At 74.7% G+C, this 20,533-nt stretch carries 17 protein-coding genes; 8 read left to right on the plus strand and 9 right to left on the minus strand.

Annotation, left to right across the window (positions count from 1 at the left end):
• The first annotated feature begins 74 nt into the window (after positions 1-74).
• Positions 75-1,496 carry an MFS transporter gene (locus ABT014_RS12975; RefSeq protein WP_350638757.1) on the plus strand — a complete coding sequence of 474 codons (1,422 nt, stop codon included), beginning with the start codon at positions 75-77 and terminating at the stop codon, positions 1,494-1,496.
• Between the two features lie 66 nt (positions 1,497-1,562).
• Here the strand turns inward: ABT014_RS12975 and ABT014_RS12980 are convergent, their stop codons facing one another.
• From ABT014_RS12980 to ABT014_RS12995, 4 genes are all read right to left on the minus strand, one after another.
• Positions 1,563-3,410, minus strand: a complete 1,848-nt coding sequence (locus ABT014_RS12980; RefSeq protein WP_350638758.1) for a M1 family aminopeptidase — start codon at positions 3,408-3,410, stop codon at positions 1,563-1,565.
• A gap of 207 nt (positions 3,411-3,617) precedes the next feature.
• A complete protein-coding gene (locus tag ABT014_RS12985; protein WP_350638759.1) occupies positions 3,618-4,559 on the minus strand; it encodes an amidohydrolase family protein in 942 nt (313 codons plus the stop codon).
• A gap of 69 nt (positions 4,560-4,628) precedes the next feature.
• Positions 4,629-5,144: a mycothiol transferase gene (locus ABT014_RS12990; protein ID WP_350638760.1), complete on the minus strand. Its 516-nt coding sequence runs from the start codon at positions 5,142-5,144 to the stop codon at positions 4,629-4,631.
• Positions 5,145-5,211: 67 nt separating this feature from the next.
• Positions 5,212-7,971 (minus strand): SpoIIE family protein phosphatase, encoded by a 2,760-nt coding sequence (locus ABT014_RS12995; RefSeq protein WP_350638761.1) that lies wholly within the window; start codon positions 7,969-7,971, stop codon positions 5,212-5,214.
• Positions 7,972-8,166: 195 nt separating this feature from the next.
• Between ABT014_RS12995 and ABT014_RS13000 the strand changes: the two genes are divergently transcribed.
• Positions 8,167-8,499: a hypothetical protein gene (locus tag ABT014_RS13000; RefSeq protein ID WP_350638762.1), complete on the plus strand. Its 333-nt coding sequence runs from the start codon at positions 8,167-8,169 to the stop codon at positions 8,497-8,499.
• A gap of 94 nt (positions 8,500-8,593) precedes the next feature.
• Here the strand turns inward: ABT014_RS13000 and ABT014_RS13005 are convergent, their stop codons facing one another.
• The 4 genes from ABT014_RS13005 to ABT014_RS13020 form a co-directional block, all read right to left on the minus strand.
• The gene (locus ABT014_RS13005) at positions 8,594-10,738 is read right to left on the minus strand and encodes a SpoIIE family protein phosphatase (RefSeq protein ID WP_350638763.1); all 2,145 of its coding nucleotides are present in this window, start codon (positions 10,736-10,738) and stop codon (positions 8,594-8,596) included.
• A gap of 262 nt (positions 10,739-11,000) precedes the next feature.
• On the minus strand, positions 11,001-11,180 hold the full coding sequence (locus tag ABT014_RS13010) for a hypothetical protein (protein WP_350638764.1): 180 nt from the start codon (positions 11,178-11,180) through the stop codon (positions 11,001-11,003).
• 112 nt (positions 11,181-11,292) lie between these two features.
• The gene (locus ABT014_RS13015; RefSeq protein ID WP_350638765.1) at positions 11,293-12,591 is read right to left on the minus strand and encodes an ABC transporter substrate-binding protein; all 1,299 of its coding nucleotides are present in this window, start codon (positions 12,589-12,591) and stop codon (positions 11,293-11,295) included.
• Positions 12,588-14,018, minus strand: coding sequence for a GlnX family signal transduction membrane protein (locus tag ABT014_RS13020; RefSeq protein ID WP_350638766.1), 1,431 nt, complete (start codon positions 14,016-14,018; stop codon positions 12,588-12,590). The genes ABT014_RS13015 and ABT014_RS13020 overlap by 4 nt, the downstream gene beginning before the upstream one ends.
• Positions 14,019-14,216: 198 nt before the next feature.
• Here ABT014_RS13020 and ABT014_RS13025 point away from each other — a divergent pair, with 198 nt between their 5' ends.
• Entirely contained in the window at positions 14,217-14,852 is a 636-nt protein-coding gene (locus ABT014_RS13025; RefSeq protein WP_350638767.1) for a DUF6629 family protein, read from the plus strand.
• 49 nt (positions 14,853-14,901) lie between these two features.
• Here ABT014_RS13025 and ABT014_RS13030 read toward each other — a convergent pair whose 3' ends face one another.
• Entirely contained in the window at positions 14,902-15,441 is a 540-nt protein-coding gene (locus tag ABT014_RS13030) for a hypothetical protein (protein ID WP_350638768.1), read from the minus strand.
• 642 nt (positions 15,442-16,083) lie between these two features.
• Here ABT014_RS13030 and ABT014_RS13035 point away from each other — a divergent pair.
• Genes ABT014_RS13035 through ABT014_RS13055 form a run of 5 tightly spaced genes read left to right on the plus strand, consistent with a single transcriptional unit; the run spans position 16,084 to position 20,407 of the window.
• Positions 16,084-17,622 carry a sensor histidine kinase gene (locus tag ABT014_RS13035; RefSeq protein WP_350638769.1) on the plus strand — a complete coding sequence of 513 codons (1,539 nt, stop codon included), beginning with the start codon at positions 16,084-16,086 and terminating at the stop codon, positions 17,620-17,622.
• The gene (locus ABT014_RS13040) at positions 17,619-18,026 is read left to right on the plus strand and encodes a roadblock/LC7 domain-containing protein (protein WP_033821528.1); all 408 of its coding nucleotides are present in this window, start codon (positions 17,619-17,621) and stop codon (positions 18,024-18,026) included. Before ABT014_RS13035 ends, ABT014_RS13040 begins: the two co-directional genes overlap by 4 nt.
• Positions 18,023-18,382: a DUF742 domain-containing protein gene (locus ABT014_RS13045; RefSeq protein ID WP_350638770.1), complete on the plus strand. Its 360-nt coding sequence runs from the start codon at positions 18,023-18,025 to the stop codon at positions 18,380-18,382. Before ABT014_RS13040 ends, ABT014_RS13045 begins: the two co-directional genes overlap by 4 nt.
• Complete coding sequence (locus ABT014_RS13050) at positions 18,363-18,980, plus strand: GTP-binding protein (protein WP_350638771.1); 618 nt, start codon at positions 18,363-18,365, stop codon at positions 18,978-18,980. The genes ABT014_RS13045 and ABT014_RS13050 overlap by 20 nt, the downstream gene beginning before the upstream one ends.
• Positions 18,977-20,407 carry a cytochrome P450 gene (locus ABT014_RS13055; protein ID WP_350638772.1) on the plus strand — a complete coding sequence of 477 codons (1,431 nt, stop codon included), beginning with the start codon at positions 18,977-18,979 and terminating at the stop codon, positions 20,405-20,407. The genes ABT014_RS13050 and ABT014_RS13055 overlap by 4 nt, the downstream gene beginning before the upstream one ends.
• The last annotated feature ends 126 nt before the right edge of the window (positions 20,408-20,533 follow it).

A 20,533-nucleotide genomic window follows, 5' to 3' on the forward strand; every position in this document is an offset into this window, starting at 1 on the left:
GGTTTCCGCAGGTGGGGGCGGTTGTGCTCGGCTGAATCGGGCCCAGTCGCCGCCGTCCGGAAAGGACATTTCTCATGACCGCTCTCGTCGATCGACCGCTCGTCGCCGGTCCGGCGCCCGGCCGTGCGGCGGGCCGTGCGGTGGGCCGGTGGGCCGGCTTCGTCGTGGTCTGCCTCGGGCAGCTGGCGATGTTCGTGAACATCACCCAGATCACCACCGTGCTCGCCCCGATCCAGCAGGACCTGCACCTGTCCGGCTCGGCCCTGGTCTGGGCCGCGAGCATCTACTCGATGGTGGTCGCCAGCCTGGTGCTGTCGGCCGGCACGGTCGGGGACATCCTGGGCCGCCGCCGGGTCTTCGCGGCCGGCGCGGGGCTGCTGGCGCTCGGCAGCCTGCTGGTCTTCCTGGCCGACTCCGGCACCGGGGTGATCGTCGGCCAGGCCGTGATGGGCGTCGGCGGTGCGATGGTGCTGCCCAACAGCCTGTCGATCGTGACCAGTTCCTTCACCGACCCGCACCGGCGCACCTCCGCCGTCGGCATCTGGGTCGCGGTGTCGGGCATCGGCCTGGCGATCGGCCCGCTGTCCGCCGGCGTGATCCTGGAGCAGTTCTCCTGGCACGCGGTGTTCCTGGTCAACGTGGTGCTGGGCGTCCTGGTCCTGCTGCTCACCCCGTTCTTCGTCACCGAGAGCCGCCAGCCGGGCCGCCACCTGGACCCGCCGGGCCTGGTCGTCGGCGTGCTGGCGATCGGCGCGCTCAACTACGCGGTGATCGAGGGCGGCCACGACGGCTACGGGCAGCCGAAGTCGCTCTGGGCGTTCGCGTTCGCCGCGGCCGCGATCGCCGCCTTCGTGCTGATCGAGGCGCGCACCCGCACGCCGATGCTGCACCTGCGGCTGTTCCGGATCCCGTCCTTCAGCGCCGCCAACCTGGTCGCTCTGGTCACCCAGTACGGCTTCGTGGCGGTGGCCTTCGCCCAGGTGCTCTACTTCGAGCGGGTGCGGCACGAGTCGATCCTCGACACGGCGGTGCTGATGCTCTGGCTGATGGCCTCGTACGTGGTGGTCAGCCCGCTCGCCAGCCGGGTGGTGCGGCGGTTCGGCTTCAAGGCGACGCTCGGCGTCGGGTCGGTGCTGGCCGCCTCCGGCGCGCTGCTGATGACCGGCCAGAGCGCGACCACCTCGCCGCTGACGGTCGGGATCTGGATGGCCCTGTTCGGCGCCGGCGCCGGCCTGGTGCTGCCGCCGAGCACGGCCGCCGCCGTGATCAGCGTGCCGCACGCCGAGGGCGGCATGGCCGGCGGCACGCTCAACCTGTTCCGCCAGGTCGGCGGCACCCTGGGGTCGAGCATCACCGGCACGGTCCTCACCGCGGGCGCCGCGGCCGGCTCCTTCACCGGCGCGCTGCACACGGCGGTGCTGATCCCCGGCGTCGGCGCCCTGCTGGCCGCGGGCACGGCCGTCCTGCTGGTTCGCGACCGCCCGCACGGCGCCTGACCGAGGCCCCCGCGCCCGGCGCGCGGGTGCGCCCGGCCCGCCGTGCGGCGGGCCGGGCGCGGGGCGTCAGCCGTCGATCCGGTGCTGGGTCCAGAACGAGGTGAGGTCGGTCGCGGTGGCGGCCTGCGCCGCGGCCTTGAACTCGGCCGTGGTGGAGACCCCGTACCAGTGCGACTGCGCGTAGTCGTGCAGCAGCTTGGTCATCGCGGTGTCGCCGATCAGGCGCCGCAGGTCGTGCAGGGCGCACTTGCCGTAGGTGTAGACGACGGTGGAGTAGCGCGAGGAGTGCGCGTCCCAGTACGCCATCGAGTTGGTGATCTTCTCGGCGGAGGACGCCCAGGAGACGCTGTTCCAGCAGTTGGTGCCGCTGATGCCGAGCGCCAGGTCGGTGGCGTAGTCGGTGAACGCCTCGTCCAGCCAGGGGCTGGTGTACTCGTCGTCGCCGACGATCCCGTAGAACCACTGGTGGCCGAGCTCGTGGGTGAGCGCGGTGGTGCTGACCAGGTCCAGGACGAAGCCCGGGTACTCCATGCCGCCGAACCAGAAGTTGTTGTCGATCACGGCGTCCACCTCGGAGTACGGGTAGGCGCCGAACCGGCCGGCGTGCGCGTCGACCGCCGAGATCGAGGTGGTCAGCATCGACTGGGCGTTCGCCGCGCTGATCCCGCTCACCGAGTACACGTTGACCTTGACGCCGGCCGGCGAGGTGCCGGAGATCTTGCTGAACGGCCCGGCGCCCCAGGCGAAGTCCCGCACCTTGCTCGCGGTCGCCTTGGTGACGGTGCGCCCCGAGCCGCCGGGGGTGTCCACCGAGGTGCCGGTCGCCGGGATCAGCAGGCTGGTCGGGTGGTCCAGCGTGACGCTGAAGTCGGCGGCCAGCGAGTAGAAGGACTCGCCGTTGTTGGTGTACGGGTCCAGGTGCCAGCCGGCGCCGTCCCGGACCGCCAGCACCGGCAGGGCGTTGCCGATGAAGTTGAACGCGCCGTCCCGGCCGAACCGGTCGGCGCCGCTGGGCACGGTGATCCCGAGGTCGAAGCCGACCGTGCCGCTCTGGCCCTGGGCCAGCGGCGCCGGCAGGGTGACCTTCAGCGCCGTGCAGTTGACCGACAGCGCGGACGCCGTCCCGCCGGTCACGTTGGTCACCGTGATCGGGGTGCTCGGGCAGCTGCCGTGGTAGTTGTCCCACAGCCGCAGGTAGACCTCGCTCAACGCGGCCGGCGAGGCGTTGGTGAAGGCGACGCTCTCGTACCCGGTCCAGCTGCCGCCGGTGGCGTCGCTGGTCAGGCTGGCGGTGTAGGTGGGCGCGGCCGGGGTGCGGGTGGCGTCGGAGGTCGGCGGGTCGGGCGGGGTGGTGCCGCCGCCGGAGGCGTCCAGCGCCAGGTCGTCCAGCACGAAGCTGGTCTGCAGGCTGCTGTCCTCGGTGCCGGCGAAGGAGACCGTCACCGACTGGCCGGCGAACGCCGACACGTCGAGGGACTTCTGCACGTACCCGGCCTTGGCGTCCAGGTTGGAGTACGTGGCCAGGGTGGTGGTGCCGACCTTGGCGGTCAGCTTGTCGTACGCGGTCGAGGTGGTGGTCTCGGCGGTGTCCACGTGCAGCCAGAACGACAGCGTCGCCTTGGTGCACGCGGCCGGCAGCGTCACGGTCTGCGACAGGCTGTCGGAGTGGGTCGAGCCGTACCCGTTCAGCCAGGCGAAGGACGACCCGCCGTGGGCGCTCTGGCCGCCGCCGCTGGTGATCACCCCGCTCGACGAGGTCCACGGCGAAGTGCCGGACTCGAAGCCGCCGTTGGAGATGACCTGGGCACTGGTGCAGTCGGCCGCGGCAGCGGTGGGGGTCGCCGCCAGCTGGGCCGTGCCGGCCGCCGCGACGAGCACGGCGCCGGTGACGAGGGCTATCAGCCTGCTTCTCATCGGATCCTCTCGGGGTGTGGGGGTCACCCGCCCTGCCGGAGGTTGATGGACCGTCACCTGTCGGTCGGACGGAGCATCGAGAAGCGTGGCAGCAAAACCGAACGATTGAAAGGGGCATGCCAGCAATCCGGCCCCCCTTTGCCCACCCTTGACCGACCCCCTGCCCCACCACCGGGACCGCCCGCCCCCGGGGCGGCCCGGAAGGGGTCAACCCAGCAGCGCCGCCCCGCCGTTGAGCGCGGACTGCGCCTCGGCGGGGGACAGCGCGGCGTGCAGCGTGGCCACCGCGCGGACGAGCTGCGGGCCGCTCTGGTACGGGAAGTCGGTGCCCAGCAGCAGCCGGTCGGCGCCCACCGACTCCGCGGCGCAGCGCACCGCCGGGGCGTGCCCGTGCACCACCGTGTCGTAGAACATCCGGCGGGCCGCGACGGTGGGCGGCTCCAGCACGTCCGGCGCCTCCCAGCGCAGGTGCTCGTCCGCCCGCGGCAGCAGCATCGGCAGCGCCCCGCCCAGGTGCGCGTTGAGGATCCGCAGCCGCGCGAAGCGCCGCGGGTGGCCCGCCAGGATCAGCTGCATCGCCGCGACGGTGTCCTCGACCGGCGCCCCGACCATCCAGCGCATCCGGTGCCCGGCGATCAGCGGAGCCCCCGCCGCCCGGCCCGACGGGTGGAGCTGGAGCACGCTGCCGCGCCGGTCCAGCTCCTCGAACAGCGGCAGGAAGGCCGGATCGGTCAGTGCCCGGCCCAGCACGTCCGTGGTGACGGCGACCCCGACCATGCCCAGCTCGTCCAGCGCCCGGTGCAGCTCCACCAGGGCGGCGTCCACGTGCGGCAGCGGCAGCGCGGCGAAGGCCGAGAACCGGCCCGGGCACCGGTCGGCGACCTCGGCGTACAGGTCGTTGGCGTGCCGGGCGGCGCTCACCGCGTGGCCGAGTTCGGCGAAGTGCGGCACCTGCGGCGACACGGACAGGATCTGGTGCGCGATGCCCGCCGCGTCGTTGTCCGCGAACCGGACCGCCAGCTCCGGCTCGGTGTCGCCCGCCCCCAGGCCCCGCTGCCCGGCGGTGTCACCGCGCCCGTAGGACTCCAGCCGGTCCAGGTAGGCCGTGCTCCAGAGGTGGGCGTGCACGTCGGTGTACCCGGTGCGCATGACTGGCTCCCTGCTGCGCCGCGGTCGGCGGGCGCGATCGGTGCGGGCCCCGGCGGGATCCGAAAGCGACTAGGTCCGCCGGCGGATCACCAGGCCGCGGACGTACGCGGCCTGCCCGGCGTGCTGGAGGTCGTCGCCGACCACGCTGACCAGGCGGACCCCGAGCGTCACCGGCGGGCTCCAGCGCTCGTCCACCACCTGGTCGAGCGCCGCGTCGCCGAGTCCGCGCAGGTAACCGAGGGTGTGCTCGTAGACTGCGTCGTGGTAGCCGGTGAGCAGGGCGGGGGAGTCGACCCGGACGGCCGCCACCTGCTCGGGGCTGTGGCCGTAGCCGGTGGCGCGCGGCGCGAACGGGAGGCCGAAGCGCTCTGCCCAGCCGCCGCCGGTCCACAGCTGGTCGGTGCCGGCGGCCTCGGCCACGTGGTCGTCCTGGATCCTGGTCAGGTGCCAGACCAGCCAGGCGATCGAGTTGGCGCCCGGATCGGGCCGGTGGGCCAGTTCCTCCGGGCCGAGCCCCTCGACCGCCGCGTGGACGCTCTCCCGGATCCTGCCGAACGCGTCGGCCAGTACGTCCGTGCTCCTCATACCCGACTCCTCGGTGCCGCGGACCGGACCCTTCCAGTGTGCGCGCCGCGGCCCCGCGGGGCGCGGCTCAGGGCAGCCGCTGCTCGGCCCAGATCACCTTCCCGGCGGCGGTGTACCGGGTGCCCCAGCGCTCGGCGAACTGGGCGACCAGGAACAGCCCGCGGCCGCCCTCGTCGGTGCTGGCCGCGTACCGCAGGTGCGGGGAGGTGCTGCTGCCGTCGGAGACCTCGCAGATCAGCGTGCGGTCCCGGATCAGCCGCACCCGGATCGGCGGGAGGCCGTACCGGATGGCGTTGGTGATCAGCTCGGAGAGGATCAGCTCGGTGGTGAAGGCCAGCTCGTCCAGCCCCCAGGCCTCCAGCCGGGCGGTGACGCCGGCCCGGATCTCGCGGACCGCCGCCGGGTCCGGCGGCACCTCCCACTCGGCCACCTGGTCGGCCGGCAGCGCCCGGGCCATCGCCACCAGCAGGGCGATGTCGTCGGTGGGGTTGGCGGGCAGGAGGGTCGCCAGCACGTCCGCGCAGGTCTGCTCGGGCGTGCGGTCGGCGCCGGCCAGCGCCACCCGCAGCAGCTCCAGGCCGACGTCGATGTCCCGCTCCCGGTCCTCGACCAGGCCGTCGGTGTACAGCACCAGCTTGCTGCCCTCGGCGAGCTGCAGTTCGGCGGTCTCGAACGGCAGCCCGACCAGGCCGAGCGGCGGCCCGGCGGGCACCTCGGGGAACTCCACGGCGCCGTCCGGCCGCACCACGGCCGGCAGCAGGTGGCCGGCCCGGGCCACGGTGCAGCGCAGCGTCACCGGGTCGTAGATCGCGTACAGGCAGGTCGCGCCGGTGATCGGGGCCTCCCCGGTGGCCGCGTCCTGCTCCTGGTCGATCCGGTTGACCAGGTCGTCCATCAGGCCGAGCAGTTCGTCCGGCGGCAGGTCCAGGGAGGCGAAGTTGTGCACGGCGGTGCGCAACCGGCCCATCGTGGCGGCGGCGTGCACCCCGTGCCCGACCACGTCGCCAACCACCAGGGCGACCCGGGCGCCGGGCAGCGGGATGACGTCGAACCAGTCGCCGCCGACGCCGGCCTGCGCGGGCAGGTAGCGGTAGGCGACGTCCAGCGCGTCCTGCTCGGGCAGCCCGCCGGGCAGCAGGCTGTGCTGGAGGGTGACGGCCATGGTGTGCTCGCGGGTGTACCGGCGGGCGTTGTCGATGCAGACGGCGGCCCGGGCGACCAGCTCCTCGCCGAGCCAGACGTCGTCCTGGCCGAACGGCTCCGGGCGCTCCGAGCGCCAGAAGGTGGCGATGCCGAGCACCACGCCGCGGGCCCGCAGCGGCACCGCCAGCAGCGCGTGCACACCCTGCCGGCGGATCGCGCCGACCCGGTGCGGGTCGTGGTCCAGCCAGGCGGTGAGCGCGTCGCTCAGGTCGGACTCGGCGACCGGCTCGCCGAGTTCCATCGCCCGGGCCCGCGGGGTGCCCAGGATCAGCGGCACGTCCCCGCCCGGCGGGTAGAACGGCGGGTCGGGGTGGATGCTGCTGAGTCCGACCCGGCGCATGGTCGGGGTGGGCTCGGGCTCGTCGCCGCGCAGCACCGGCTCGGCGAGGTCGACCGTGACGTAGTCGGCGAAGCCGGGGACGGCGGCGTCGGCGAGTTCCTGGGCGGTACGGGTGACGTCCAGCGTGGTGCCGATCGCCAGGCCGGCCTCGTAGAGCAGCTTGAGCCGGCGCCGGGCGAGGTCGGCCTTGCCGGAGAGGGCGCGCAGCTCGGTGGAGTCGCGCAGGGTGGCGACCGTTCCGGGCGGCCCGCCGTTGCGGTCGGTGGGGCGGATGTTGACCACGAGCAGCCGTTCGCCGGCGGCCAGCACCTCGTCGGTGACCGGCTGGGTGGAGGCGAGCAGCTCGACGGTCCGGCGGTCCAGCCCCAGGTCGGTGAGCTGGCGGCCCTCGGCGTCCGGCGGCAGCTCCAGCAGCCGCCCGGCCTCGTCGTTGGCGAGCAGCAGCCGGCCGTCGCCGTCCAGGATCAGCACGCCCTCGCGGACGGCGTGCAGCACCGCGTCGTGGTGCTCGTACAGGCTGGTCATCGCGGCCGGGCCGAGGCCCCGGGTCTGCCGTCGCAGCCGGCGGCTGACCAGCGCGGAACCGGCGGTGGCGAGCACCAGGGCGCCGGCGGCGGCGCCGAGCAGGATCGGCAGCTGGCGCTGCGTGGTGTCGCTGACCCGGCTGGTCCTGATCCCGGCCGAGACCATCCCGACCACGGTGCCGTCGCTGTCGGTGACCGGGACGACGGCCTGCACCAGGTGGCCGATGGTGCCGTCGACCTCCTCGGTGATGGACTGCCCGGCGAGCGCGGGCGCGGTCGTGCCGACGAACTTCTTGCCGATCCGGTCCGGCATCGGGTGGGTGTAGCGGATGCTGTCGGTGCTGAGCACCACGATGAAGTCCACGCCCGCCTTCACCCGGGCCGCCTCGGCGCTCGGCTGGAGCAGCGCGGTCGGATCGGGCGAGCGCAGCGCGGGGACGATGCCGGGGGAGTTGGCGTACGTCTCGGCCACCGCGAGCGAGCGGTTGCGCGCCTCGGTCGCGGTGTCGTTGCGCGCCTGGAGCACGGTCTCCACGCCCACGGCGAGCACCAGCAGCAGCACGATGACGACCTGCAGCACGAACACCTGGCCCGCGACGCTGCGGGTGCCCAGCGCGGACCACGGGCGCCGCTTCGGCCGCGGCTGCCCGTGCCGGCCGTGTCGACGCTCCGGGGTGGGGCGCTCACGCCGGTCCTGCGGGCGCCGGTCGCTCGACGGCGGGGCCGACGGGGCCCGGGACCGACCCGGGATTCGGGCCATATGCCCATGTGTACCCCTCCTGGTCGCCCGAGGCCAAGAGCTGGGACAGCGCGGCGGGGGTGCGTCGCGGGCGTCCGGCAGCCGCTCCGGGCCCACCAGGTGGGGGCCTGCTCGGCCCCGCCCGGACTGTCAGTGCCCGGAATTAAAATTGGGAACAGTCAGCGAGTGCTCCACCAACGCACCGGGAGGTCGCCGATGTCCGTCGCCGTGCTCACGCAGCAGGCCCCGAAGAACCGCGCTCCGAAGTCCGCCGCCCGTCCCGCCCTCCGTCCCGCCGCCCGCGCCCGCCGTTCCGGTCCGCCCGCCGTCCGCCCGCTGCCGGCCGGCCTGCCGCGGGCCTGGTACATCGAGCACAACCGCCGCCTGAAGGCGATGCGGCTGGCCGTCGTGCTGCTCGACTCGGGGGTCTACCTCCCGCAGCAGGCCACCAACCGCCGGATACGCTCGCTCGCCGTGCGGATCGACATCCACCGGCCGTCCGCGGCGACCTGCCGGATGGTGCGCTCGTTCCTGCACCAGGAGTCCTGAGCCCGGCCGTGCTCCACGCCCGCGGCCGGCGCCCCGCCGGCCGCGGGCCCCGCCGGCCGGCGGGCGTCGTCGGGTGCGGGCCCCGCACCGGGCGCTACGGCGCGCGGTGGCCGTCCCTGGGCAGGCCGAACTCGCACCAGACGCTCTTGCCGGTGCCGCGCGGCTCCACGCCCCAGCTCGCGGCCAGCGCCTCCACCAGCATCAGGCCGCGGCCGGAGGTGGCCGTCTCGCCCGGGGCCCGGCGGCGTGGCAGGTCGCTGGAGCGGTCCTGGATCTCCAGCCGGATCCGCCGCACCGGGCGGGTCAGCAGCTCCACGGTGAGCATCGCGCCGCCGTCGGTGTGCACCAGCGCGTTGGTCAGCAGCTCGTCGGCGGCCAGCTCGATGTCCCCGCTCAGCCCGCCGGCGCCCCAGGCGGCGAGCGCCTGCCGGAGCATCGTGCGGGTCTCCACCAGCCCCTCCGGGTCGGCCTGGTGCACGTGCTGCACCATCTGCCGTTCGGCGTGCGTACCGGCGACCGCGGCGCGGTGCAGCAGGAGCACCGCCATGTCGTCGTCCTGCCCGGTGCGCTGCAGCAGTTCGGAGGAGAGGTGGTCGGCCAGCTCCTCGATCTCGGACGGCCCCGAGTGCACGGCCGCCGCCAGCGCCTGCAAGCCCTCGGAGATGTCCTGGCCGCGGTGCTCGACCAGCCCGTCGGTGCACATCAGCAGGGTGTCGCCGGGGTTCAGGTCGAGCCGGGTCTCCGGGTACTCGTCGTGGCCGAGCGCGGTGGCCACCCCGAGCGGCAGGCCGCCGCGCACCGCCGGCCAGCTGGTGCGGCCGCTGCGGTGCCGGATCAGCGGCTCCAGGTGACCGGCCCGGACCAGCCGCAGGGTGCCGGTCTCCAGGTCCGCCTCGGCGTAGATGCAGGTGGCCGACCGTTCGGTGTCCAGGTCGGCGAGGAACCGGGAGACCCGGGCCATCACGGTCGCCGGGGTGTGGCCCTCGGCGGCGTAGGCGCGCAGCGCGATCCGCAGCTGGCCCATGATGGCGGCCGCGTGGCTGTCGTGCCCCTCCACGTCGCCGACCACCACCGCGACCCGGCGGCGCGGCAGCGGCACCATGTCGTACCAGTCGCCGCCCACCTCGCGGCCGATCCGCCCGGCCCGGTAGCGGGCCGCGACCGCGCCGCCGCCGATCTTCGGCAGCCGGCGCGGCAGCATGGTGTTCTGCAGGGTGGTGGCGAACTCCCGCTCCTGGTCGAAGAGCATCGCCCGTTGCAGCGACTGGGCGACGGCGCTGCCCAGCGCGATGCAGATGTTGCGGTCCTCGGTGCTGAACCGCCGCGGCCGGTCGTAGTAGAGCCCGAGCGCGCCGATCGTGCGGGCCTGGGCGGCCAGCGGCAGGAAGGCGGCGGCGCGGATGCCCATCTGCTCCACGTACGGCAGCAGCCGGGGGTAGCGCTCGACCAGCTCCTGCTCGGAGCCGATGAACAGCGGCCGCCGGCCGCGCACGGCCTCGGCCAGCCCGAGCCGGTCCTCCAGGCGGGTGACCGAGAGGTCGTCCAGCGCCCGCAGTTCGGCGGAGGGCTGCTTGGTCACGCCCACCAGCCGCAGGATGTCGCCGTCCACCAGGCCGAGCGCCAGCCCGTCGGCGCCGAACCGGCGCAGTCCCTCGCTGTCGGTGAGCACGTTGGTGACGTCCCGGACGGTCAGCGCGCGCGAGAGCGCCTCGGTGGTGCTGCGCACCGAGTCGGTCTGGCGGCGGCGGTCGGCCGCGAGGGTGCGCATCGCCGCGGCGTGCGCGAGCTCCTCCTCGGCGTCGCGGACGATGCCGACGATCCGGAACGGGTGCGCCTGCTCGTCGCGCAGGATTCGGCCCTGGGTGTGCGCCCAGCACAGGGTGCCGTCCTGCCGGATCAGGCGGAAGTAGGAGGCGAAGGTGAGGTCGCCCTCGCGCAGGGCGCGCGAGACGATCTCGTCCAGCCGGGCGCTGTCCTCGGCCGGCACCTTGGCGGAGAGCGTGTCGGGCCGGCCGTCGAACTCCTCCGGGTCCAGCCCGAACAGTTGGAGGCCCACCTCGTCGAGCCGGTACAGGCCGGCGTCGAGATCCCAGTCGAAGCTGCCCATGCCGTTGAGGGCGAGCCGGTCGGTGGCGGCGGTCGGTACCCCGTCGCCCGGCTGGGTCACGGCGGTGCCCGGCGCGGCGCGGGGGGCGCGCGGGTCATAGCCCTTCCAGGAGGACGCGGTACGTTCCGCCATGGCGCTCCCCGGGGGATGGTGGCGCGGGACCCGCACCGGTGGGGCTCGTGGTGCGGATGGGCCGCTGCCCACGGCCGCACGCGGCCGCTGCGGTCGGCCGGTCCTGCTCGCTGGGACGAGGCCCGGGGCCGGGGGAGTTCCCGGTACCGGGAAAAATCTCGGCCAGTCTATCCAGCGGGCGTGCAGGCCGCACGGCTGCGACGCCGGGTGCCGGGCCCGCGCTCCGGTCCGTCCGCGGCGCGGGCCCGGGGTGTTCCGGCGCTCAGTCGGCCGGCCGCCAGCCCCAGTAGCCGGGGGAGGGCGGCGGGTCGACGGGGGCGGTGTCCTGGCAGCAGGCCCGGCGGCAGCCGGCGGACGCCGCCGCGCCCGGGTCCTCCTCCGGGTCGGTGACGAAGGTGGTGCTGGTGGAGATCCGCTGCGGCCGCGCTCGCTGTTCGTCCACGGAGGTCCCGTCCTTGTCGACAGATGCCACTTCTGGCAGGGGCTGACGCCACCTACTGTAGCCGACCGTGTACATGCCCAATGGCCTCGGATGGACGGCGGTGCCGGCCCGCTCAGCGCCCGAGGCTCGCCGCGATCCGGTCCAGGCCGGCCAGCAGCTCGTCCAGCCGGGACGGATCGTCGACGAAGGTCAGCACGGCCCGGTAGAAGGCGTCCTGCAGCTCCTGCGGCATCTGGTCCGAGGCGTCGAAGCGCACGGCCCGGGCCTCCAGCAGGGTGCGGGCCAGCCGGCGGGACAGCTCGTCCGGGTAGGCGGCCGGCGGCACCGCGCGGTCCGGGCTGAGCACGGTGCCGCCGGCGACCCAGCGGGACTGCGCATCGGCCGAGGTCAGGAAGGTGAGCAGGCGTCGTGCGCCGGGCGTCCCGTGGACCATCGCCACCAGGTCCCCGGCCACCTCCAGGTCCCCGTCGTAGCGCGGGTCCACGGCGGGGAAGCGGGTGAAGTCGATGTCCTGTCCGGGCTTCGGCGGCGGGTTGTACTGCCGGTAGTTCCCGATGGCGGCGGAGTCGGCGTGCTCGAGGAGGCACTGCGGGTTGTGCGCCAGCAGGAACGCGCCGTTGTCGCCGAACCGGCCGTTCAGCGCGCCGCGCCGGCCGCCGCGCAGCCGGTCCTCGGCGATCGTCGCCCCCCAGGTCTGCCAGGCCAGCCGGATCTGCGGCGAGGCCCAGGCGATCCGCCCGGACGCCCAGCCGTCGTACACCTCCAGGCCGGACTGGGTCAGCACGATGTCCTCCAGCCAGTCCGTGCCCGGCCGGCCGGAGGCGGAGCCGTCGGCCAACCCCACGCACCACGGCGCGATGCCGGCGGCGGCGGCCTCCCCGCTCAGCGCCGTCAGCCGGGCCCAGTCCCGCGGTGGCTGCCGGCCCTGGTCGTCGAGCGACCTCGGGGAGTACCAGACCAGGCTCTTCACGGTGGCCGTGACCGGCACTGCGTACGGCGTGCCGTCCACGGCGCCCAGCTCCGCCCAGCCCGGTCCGTAGTCCGACCCGCCGTCGGACGCGGCGAGCAGGCCGTCCAGGGCGGTCAACCGGCCCGCCCGGGCGTACGTCGCCACCTTCCGCGGACTGTCGAACACCGCCAGCTCGGGCGGCGCACCGCCGGCGACGCGGTCGGCCAGCACCGAGTCCGACTCCGCGGAGCCCTGGTACTCCACGGTGATGCCGGTCTGCCGCTCGAACGGCGCGACCACCGCGCGGAAGGTCTCCTCGGCCGCTCCCGTCCACGGCCCGAGGACGTGCACCACCTGCCGGGCGCTCCCGGCCGAGCATCCGCACAGCACGGACAGCGCGACCAGGAGCAGGGCCAGCGCCGAGGCGGCGCCCGCCCGGACCGGCCCGCGCCCGGCGGTCACCGGGTCACCGCCCGGTACTCCTCGATCCTCGGCCACAGCCCGAGCCCGCACAGGACGGCGATCGCCGCGCACAGCACGGGCACCGCGACCGGCAGCCCGAAGCCCGGCCTCGCCGCCGCGGCGCCCTCGGCCAGCCGGCGCTTCCCGAGGTCGGTGATCGCGGCCAGGTCGAGGTCCAGCGCGTCGTGCGCGCCGCCGAGCTGCTCGGGCGACGCGCCCGCTGCGGCCTGCGCCAGGCCGGGGCGGCCGGTGGCGGCGCCGAGCTGGAGCGCGTTGTGGGCGCCGACGAACGCGCGGTAGTCCCGGAGCGTGTGCAGTGCGGTCTCCCGGTCGGCCGCGACACCCGGGCCGACCGGGACGGCCAGGTCCGGGAGCAGCAGGTCGGCGAGCGCACCCCGGAAGTCCGGCTGCCGGGTGAGCGCGCGGTCCACCAGCTCGGAGGTGATCTCCCGGTCGGTGAGGGTGCCCGAGTACTGGTAGAAACCGGCGGCGACCTTCGCGGCGGGCTCCCCGCGGACCACCGCCGCCGTGTCGTTGCCGGCCGCCGCGGCCACCGCGGTGCGGACCTGCCAGGCGGCGGCCAGCCGGGGCACCTCCCGGTCGCCGGTCCTGGCGAAGGCGCTGTCGACCCCGAGCAGGGAGGTCGCCGTCCAGCCGGCCAGCGTGGCCAGCAGGACGGTGGCGGCCAGCAGGCAGGGGTTGATCCGCCGGTTGAAGTGCCGGCGCAGGAACAGCTGGGTGCGCACCAGCAGGAGCAGCCCGAGCACGGCCGGCGCGAGGACCGCGACCAGCAGGAGCGGAGCCGTCCACGCGCTGCGCCGCTGCCGCGCCAACTGTTCCCGCTCGCCGGCCCGGAGCTGCTCGATCCGGGCCAGGATCCCGTCGCCGGGCCGGTGCATCAGCTGTGAGGCGTACCCGAGGTAGGCGCTGCTCAGCCCCTCGCTGCCCTCGGTGGCGTGCGCCTGCGCGATCAGACCGCTGTACTCCACGAGCAGCCCCGCCACGGTCTCCAGCTGCGCACCGCCGCCCGCGCCGGGGGTGCCGTGCTCGGCGACCCGGGCGAGCGCCTGGTGCGCCGACTTGAGATCGTCCTGGTACTGCCGGCCCGGACCGGTCAGGGCGGCCGCCCCGGAGGCGAACCCGGCGGACGCCACCCGGTCGGCGTCGGCGAGGCGGTACGCGGCCTCGCCGGTGTCCATGACCGCGGGGATGGTTCGGCTGCCCGCCGCGCCCACGACGGCCTGGCCCTGGCCGACGGCGAGGCTGATCGCGCCCCAGCTGGCGGCGGTGCACAGGACGAGCGCCACGGCCGCGTGGCGCAGCCTGCCGGGCGTCCGCAGCTGGGGCGGGGAGCCGGTGCGGGCCCCCGCCCCGGGCCGCCGGGCCAGCCTGCGCACCGCGGCGGGTACACCGTTGATGACCGCCATCCTCGCTCCACCCCCAGGCACGGACCGAGTCTTCACGTTAGCTGACGGATCATCAGCATGGAGTCACATCAGTGAACATGAGGGCGCGATGTCCGCTTTCCCGTCGTCGCGGCGGGGCGCCGCCGCGACGGGCGGGCGGACGCCTACGCTGGCGGGCCGGGTCGCAGGGCGCGGCGGACGGTACCCGGGGAGCGGTCGATGTGCTGGAGCGCTGAGGCGGACGCCGCGGTGGGCGGCGCGGTCGCCGTGCTCGGGGTGGCCTGCCTGGCCAGGGTCCGCCGGGTGGAGCAACTGCCGCTCGCGGCGCTCCCGCTGCTGCTCGGCCTGCACCAGCTGATCGAGGCGGCCGTCTGGCTGGGCGTCGACGGCCGGATCGGGACGGCTGCGGCCGGGGCGGCCAGGACGGCGTGGGCGGTGATCGCGCTGCCGGTGCTGCCGGTCCTGGTGCCGTTCGGCGTGTGGTGCGCGGCCCGGCCCCGCACCCGGGCGCAGGTGGCCTTCCTGGCGCTGGGCGTCGCGGTGGCCGTCCCGCTCGCCGTGGCGGTCGCCGTCAACCCGGTCACGGCGCACGCGCACGGGCACGCCCTGACGTACAGCATCGGCGTACCGGGCGCCGCGCCGCTGCTGGCGGGCTACCTGGTGGCCACGGTCGGCGCGCTGCTGTGCGGCGGGGACCGCCTGCTGCGGCTGCTCGGCGTCCTGGTCGGCGCCGGCGCGGTGATCTGCGCGCTGGTGTGGCGGCTGGCCTTCGTGTCGACCTGGTGCGCCCTGGCGGCGGTCGCCGCGGTCCTCCTGCTGGCCTGGGTCCACACCCCGGACACCCGGACGGCCTGAGCACCCGGGGCTGCGTGGGGCACGGTGGCCGGAGAGTCGCCCTCAGGGGTCAGTCGACGCCCAGGTCCGACCGCATCTCGGCCCGCAGTGCCGTCCAGTCGTCCCACATCGCCAGCAGTTCGGCGCGCAGCTGCGGGTACGAGCCGTCCGGCTCGGGGTGTCCGGACTCCACGGCGCGGATCCTGCGGTAGCTGCGCGACAGGGCCGTGGTGACGCCCTCCAGCTCGTCCAGCACCCGCGCTGCGGCCGTCATCTGCGCCTCCGCCACGGCGGCGCCGTGCGCCCGCCTGGCGTCCTCCATGTCCCGCCGGCCGTCCTCGGTCAGCAGGCCGTCCTCCAGTGCGTGCAGGTAGTTCAGCTGCACCACCCGGTACCGGCGGGAGGCCGAGTTGAGCGCCACGTAGCAGGCGCGCTTCTCGGCCCGCGCGGTTCGGCGCTCCTCCTCCTGGCGGGCGTTCCCGGCCAGCGCCCGCTGCTGCGCGAACTGGTCGCGTTGCAGCCGTGCCGACAGCCGGGTGGTGACCACCGGGGACAGCAGTGTCCCCACCACCCCCACCGCCGCGATGAGCAGCGGGCCCAGATCGCTCACGGTGCCTCCCCGGCGTTCACCCTATCGAGGGCCTGGCCGGCCCGGGCGACCGGGTGTCAGGGGGCCTGCGCCGGGCGCGTGTTGAGGCGTGCGGTCGCGGGTGGGCGCCGGTGGGCGAGGGCGGGCTCCGGGTGGAGTTGTGGCGGTGCGGTGCGCCGATGGCCGGATTCCGACCCATGTTTCGAACGGTGTGTGTTCTTTCGGTGACCGGTCGTTCGCTGTCGGTGAACCGGGTGGTCTGCGGCGATGTGGGTGGAAAGAGTGTCCGGAGACCGTCGCCGGGTTGAACCCGGAGTGGCCGGATGGGCGTTCATCTCGAAGCGGGGCACGGAGGATCTTCGATGGGCCATAATGGACCGCATCGATCGACGGGTTCATGACAGGGCCGTCGATCGACGGCCCGCCGCACCGCCGGGCGGGCCGAATCACCACAAGGCCGCCGATCAAAGGCCTTGTTGAGACAGTGTCAGGATGATCCGAAGAACCGGCTATGCTGCTCCCGGCCCAGCGTGCTGCACCAATGGCACCAGGTCGGCGGGGTCGCAGCCGGGAACCGGGCCATGGCGACACCGTCCGCCGGACCTTCCGCTGATGCCCTGACCGCTCGTCGTTCCATGACCTTTCGATCGTTTGAGGACGCTGATGCTTCGTGCTGGATCGCAACCCGGAGACCGGCGCTCCGCTCCAGTTCTCGGGTGGCTGCTTCCCACCGCGGTAGTCGCGGCCGCCGGGGCCGTTGCCGTCCCGCTGGTGGCCCCCGGCGCGCGGACGGCGGTCGCCGTCTGCGGCGCCGTCGCCACCCTCGTGGTCGCGCTGCTCGCCGCCGAGGCGGCCCGCCGCGGCCGCGCCCTGGACGCGCTGCGCGAGGCCGCCGGGCGCCAGGAGGCGGAGCTGCGCCGCCGGCTCGCCCAGCAGGAGGCGCAGACCGCCGAGCTGGCCGTCAGCCTGCTCCCGCAGGCCGTCGCGCGGCTCCAGCAGGGCGAGTTCGTCGAGGACGTGCTGCGCGGCGCCGAGTCCTACGACGGCTCCGTCACCCCGGAGTTCCAGGCCGCCCGGCAGGCCGTGCTGCGCTCCGTCCTGGAGGCGGTCGACGCCGAGGAGGGCCTGCGCGAGTCCGCGCAGCGCGCGTTCGTCAACATCGCCCGCCGGGTGCAGGCCATCGTCCACCGCCAGGCCCAGGACCTGCGGGAGATGGAGGACCGGCACGGCAACGACCCGGCGGTCTTCGAGGACCTGCTCCAACTCGACCACGGCAACGCGCTGGTGGGTCGGCTCGCCGACTCCATCGCGGTGCTCGGCGGCGCCCGCCCCGGCCGCCAGTGGAGCCGCCCGGTGCCGCTCTACAGCGTGCTGCGCGGCGCCATCTCGCGGATCCTGGACTACCAGCGGGTCGAGCTGCACCCGGTCTCCGAGGTCGCGGTCGTCGGCCCCGCCGTCGAACCGCTGATCCACGCCCTCGCCGAGCTGCTCGACAACGCCACCCGCTACTCGCCGCCGCAGACCCGGGTCCACCTGACCGCCGTCGAGGTGCAGACCGGCATCGCCGTCGAGATCGAGGACGGCGGCCTCAGCCTGAGCGAGGAGGGCCGGGCCCGCGCCGAGCGGATGCTCAAGGAGGCCCAGGCCGGCATCGACCTCAACGACCTCGGCGAGACCCCGCGGCTCGGCCTCGCGGTCGTCGGCCGCCTCGCGCAGGCGTACGGCCTGCAGGTCTCGCTGCGCCCCTCCGCGTACGGCGGCGTGCGCGCGGTGCTGATCGTGCCGCAGGAACTCCTCACCACCGCGCCCGCCACCGGCCGGGCGCACGGCATCGGCGCCGCCTCGGGCCCCCGCCCGACCGCGGCGGCGGTCCCCGCACCCACCCGGGCCGTGGCCGGCCCCCGGACCGCCGTGGCGGACGAGGAGGAGTTCGCGGAGGTGAGCGAGCGGACCCCGAACGGGCTGCCGCAGCGCCGCCGCCGCGCCGCCGCCGGGGCCGTTCCGGCGATGCCGGCCGCCGTGGCACCGCCGGCCCCCGCGGCCGTCCGCACGGCGCCGGTCCAGGTCGAGCAGCAGGTGGCCGGGCCGGTGCAGCCCGGGATGTGGCTGGCCGCCTTCCAGAGCGGGGTCAACGGCCAGGCGCCGGACACCGCTTCGACCGGTCGAGCAAGTGACGAGTCGTCAGGTAAGGGTGAGCAGTGATTCAGCAGCGGGCCAACATGGACTGGATGCTCAAGGATCTGGCGGACAGCGTCCCGCAGACCCGCCACGTGGTGGTGCTGTCCTCCGACGGCCTTCGGATGGCGCAGTACGGGACGGACACCGACACCGCCGACCGCCTCGCCGCGGCCTGCGCCGGGCTGCAGAGCCTGGCCGGCGCGGTCGCCACCGAATTCCCGCACGGGGACGGCCGGATGCGGCTGGTGGTGATCGAGATGGGCGGCGGCTTCTTCTACCTGATGGCGGCCGGCGCCCGCGCCTACCTCGCGGTGCTGGCCGACGAAGGCGTGGACGCGGGGCTGATGGGTCAGCGGATGCGTGACCTGGTGGCCCGGATCGGCGGTCACCTGAGCACCCCGCCGCGCAACGGCGAGCAGGACGCATGAGTGGCCCTGACCAGGACTGGGACGAGGGTGACCCGGAGCGCCTGTACGTGATCACCCGCGGCCGCAGCGGGTTATCCGAGCGGACCGTGCTCGACCTGGTCACCCTCATCGTCGCCCGCGCCGAGGCGCAGCCCTCGATGCAGCCCGAGCACGCCGCGATCCTCCGGATGTGCCACTCGCCGCTCTCGGTGGCGGAGATCTCCGCCTACCTGCGGCTGCCGATGTCCGCCACCACCGTGCTGATCGCGGACCTGCTGGCGGACAAGCGGGTGGAGGCGCGAGCCCCCGTCCCCAAGGCCCTACTTCCCGACCGTGCCCTGATTGAGGCGGTGATGCATGGACTTCAAAGGCTCTGACACGATCGTCGGGCCGCGGAGCGAGGACGTTCTGCCGTCCTCGGCCGCCACCGCCGTCAAGGTGGTGATCGTCGGTGGATTCGGGGTCGGCAAGACGACCCTGGTCGGTGCCGTCAGCGAGATCCGTCCGCTGACCACCGAGGAGACGATGACCCAGGCCGGCGCCGACGTCGACGACAACGCGGGCGTCGAGCGCAAGACCGCGACCACGGTCGCGATGGACTTCGGCCGGATCAGCATCAACGACGAGCTGGTGCTCTACCTGTTCGGCACCCCCGGCCAGCAGCGCTTCTGGTTCCTGTGGAACGGCCTGTTCGAGGGTGCGCTCGGCGCCGTCGTGCTGGTCGACACCCGGCGGCTGGAGGTCAGCTTCGACGTGATCGGGCGCCTGGAGGAGCGCGGCGTGCCCTTCGTGGTGGCCGTCAACACCTTCCCGGAGTCGCCCTCCTACCCGCTCGACGAGCTCCGCGCGGCCCTCGACCTGCCGGACGAGGTGCCGATAGTCGGCTGCGACGCCCGCAGACGCGAGTCCGGCCGCGACGTCCTGATGTCGCTGATGCGCTACCTCTACTCGCTCACCAACCCGGAGAGACCGTGACCACCCCTGTTCCCGCCGGCGACGGCCTCACCCCGCCTCCCGGCTGCCCGGCGCACGGCCTCGGCCCGGAGGGCATACGCAGGCTCTACGGGCCCGAGGCGGAGGCGGACCCGACCGGCCTCTACGAGAAGCTGCGCGCCGAGCACGGGTCGGTCGCCCCCGTGCTGCTCCACGGCGACCTGCCGGCCTGGCTGGTGCTGGGCCACCGCGAGAACCTGGACGTGGCCCGCACCCCGTCCCGGTTCTCCCGGGACTCCCGCCGCTGGACGGCGTTCCAGCACGACCAGGTGGCGCCCGACTCGCCGCTGATGCCGATGGTCGCCTGGCAGCCGCTGTGCGTCTTCGCGGACGGCGCCGAGCACAAGCGCCTGCGCGGCGCGGTCACCGACAGCCTGGACCTCTTCGACCGCCGGGGCGTGCGCCGCCACGTCACCCGCTACGCCGGCCAGCTGATCGACGGCTTCGCCGCCACCGGCACCGCCGACCTGGTCTCCCAGTTCGCCGAGCACCTGCCGATGCTGGTGATGACCCAGCTGCTGGGCATGCCCGAGGAGTACGGCCCGCGCCTGGTGGAGGCGGCCCGGGACCTCATGAAGGGCACCGAGACCGCCGTCGCCAGCAACGAGTACGTGGTGGCGACGCTGCGCCAGCTGGTCGAGCGCAAGCGCACCGCCCCCGGCGCCGACCTGCCGTCCTGGCTGCTCCAGCACCAGGCCGGTCTGGACGACGAGGAGGTGATGGAGCATCTGCGGCTGATCCTGGTCGCCGCCAACGAGACCACCGTCAACCTGATCGCGGACACCCTCCGGATGGTGCTCACCGACCGTCGGTTCCGCGCCAACCTGTCGGGCGGTCACATGACCCTGCCCGACGCGCTGGACCAGGTGCTGTGGGACTCCCCGCCGCTGTCCGCGGTGCCCGGCCGGTGGGCCACCGGCGACACCGAGCTCGGCGGCCGGCAGATCCGGGCCGGCGACATGCTGCTGCTGGGCCTGGCGGCCGGCAACGTCGACCCGCAGATCCGGCCCGACCTGGACGAGCCGCTCTACGGCAACCGCTCCCACCTGGCGTTCAGCAGCGGGCCGCACGAGTGCCCCGGCCAGGACGTCGGCCGGGCGATCGCCGAGGCCGGGATCGACACCCTGATGGTCCGTCTCCCGGACCTTCGACTCGCCGTCGCCGAGGACGAGTTGCGCTGGAACTCGGCCTGGCTCTCGCGTCACCTGGCCGAGCTCCCGGTCGAGTTCACGCCGCGCCGCGCCAAGGCCGTGCAGCCGCCGGTGGAGATCGACGGACCGGCCCCGGCCCCCGCGCGGCCTCCCGTCGAGGAGCCGCTCCCGGCCGCGCCCACGCCGCAGCCGGCCGCACCGCAGCAGCCGCGCAGGCACTGGTGGAGCGTGCTGGTCGCGAAGCTGCGCGGCCAGTAGCCCCGGCCGACCGTCGCTCGTTCCGCGGCCCCCGTGCCCTTCCGGCCGGGGGCCGCGAACCGGCCTGATGCCTACCGGTTTCGGCCACCGGTCCGGGCCGCCCCTTGACGGGCGGCGCGGATGCCG

The sequence above is a fragment of the Kitasatospora sp. NPDC094015 genome (assembly GCF_040304075.1).
GTDB lineage: Bacteria > Actinomycetota > Actinomycetes > Streptomycetales > Streptomycetaceae > Kitasatospora.

Bases quoted from the DNA above. Each gene is read 5' to 3' on its own strand.
- ABT014_RS13025 (WP_350638767.1), top strand. From the start codon at position 14,217: ATGTGCTGGAGCGCTGAGGCGGACGCCGCGGTGGGCGGCGCGGTCGCC.
- ABT014_RS12995 (WP_350638761.1), bottom strand. From the start codon at position 7,971: ATGGCCCGAATCCCGGGTCGGTCCCGGGCCCCGTCGGCCCCGCCGTCG.
- ABT014_RS13050 (WP_350638771.1), top strand. From the start codon at position 18,363: ATGGACTTCAAAGGCTCTGACACGATCGTCGGGCCGCGGAGCGAGGAC.
- ABT014_RS12980 (WP_350638758.1), bottom strand. From the start codon at position 3,410: ATGAGAAGCAGGCTGATAGCCCTCGTCACCGGCGCCGTGCTCGTCGCG.
- ABT014_RS12975 (WP_350638757.1), top strand. From the start codon at position 75: ATGACCGCTCTCGTCGATCGACCGCTCGTCGCCGGTCCGGCGCCCGGC.
- ABT014_RS12990 (WP_350638760.1), bottom strand. From the start codon at position 5,144: ATGAGGAGCACGGACGTACTGGCCGACGCGTTCGGCAGGATCCGGGAG.
- ABT014_RS13000 (WP_350638762.1), top strand. From the start codon at position 8,167: ATGTCCGTCGCCGTGCTCACGCAGCAGGCCCCGAAGAACCGCGCTCCG.
- ABT014_RS13035 (WP_350638769.1), top strand. From the start codon at position 16,084: ATGCTTCGTGCTGGATCGCAACCCGGAGACCGGCGCTCCGCTCCAGTT.
- ABT014_RS13020 (WP_350638766.1), bottom strand. From the start codon at position 14,018: ATGGCGGTCATCAACGGTGTACCCGCCGCGGTGCGCAGGCTGGCCCGG.
- ABT014_RS13045 (WP_350638770.1), top strand. From the start codon at position 18,023: ATGAGTGGCCCTGACCAGGACTGGGACGAGGGTGACCCGGAGCGCCTG.
- ABT014_RS13005 (WP_350638763.1), bottom strand. From the start codon at position 10,738: ATGGCGGAACGTACCGCGTCCTCCTGGAAGGGCTATGACCCGCGCGCC.
- ABT014_RS12985 (WP_350638759.1), bottom strand. From the start codon at position 4,559: ATGCGCACCGGGTACACCGACGTGCACGCCCACCTCTGGAGCACGGCC.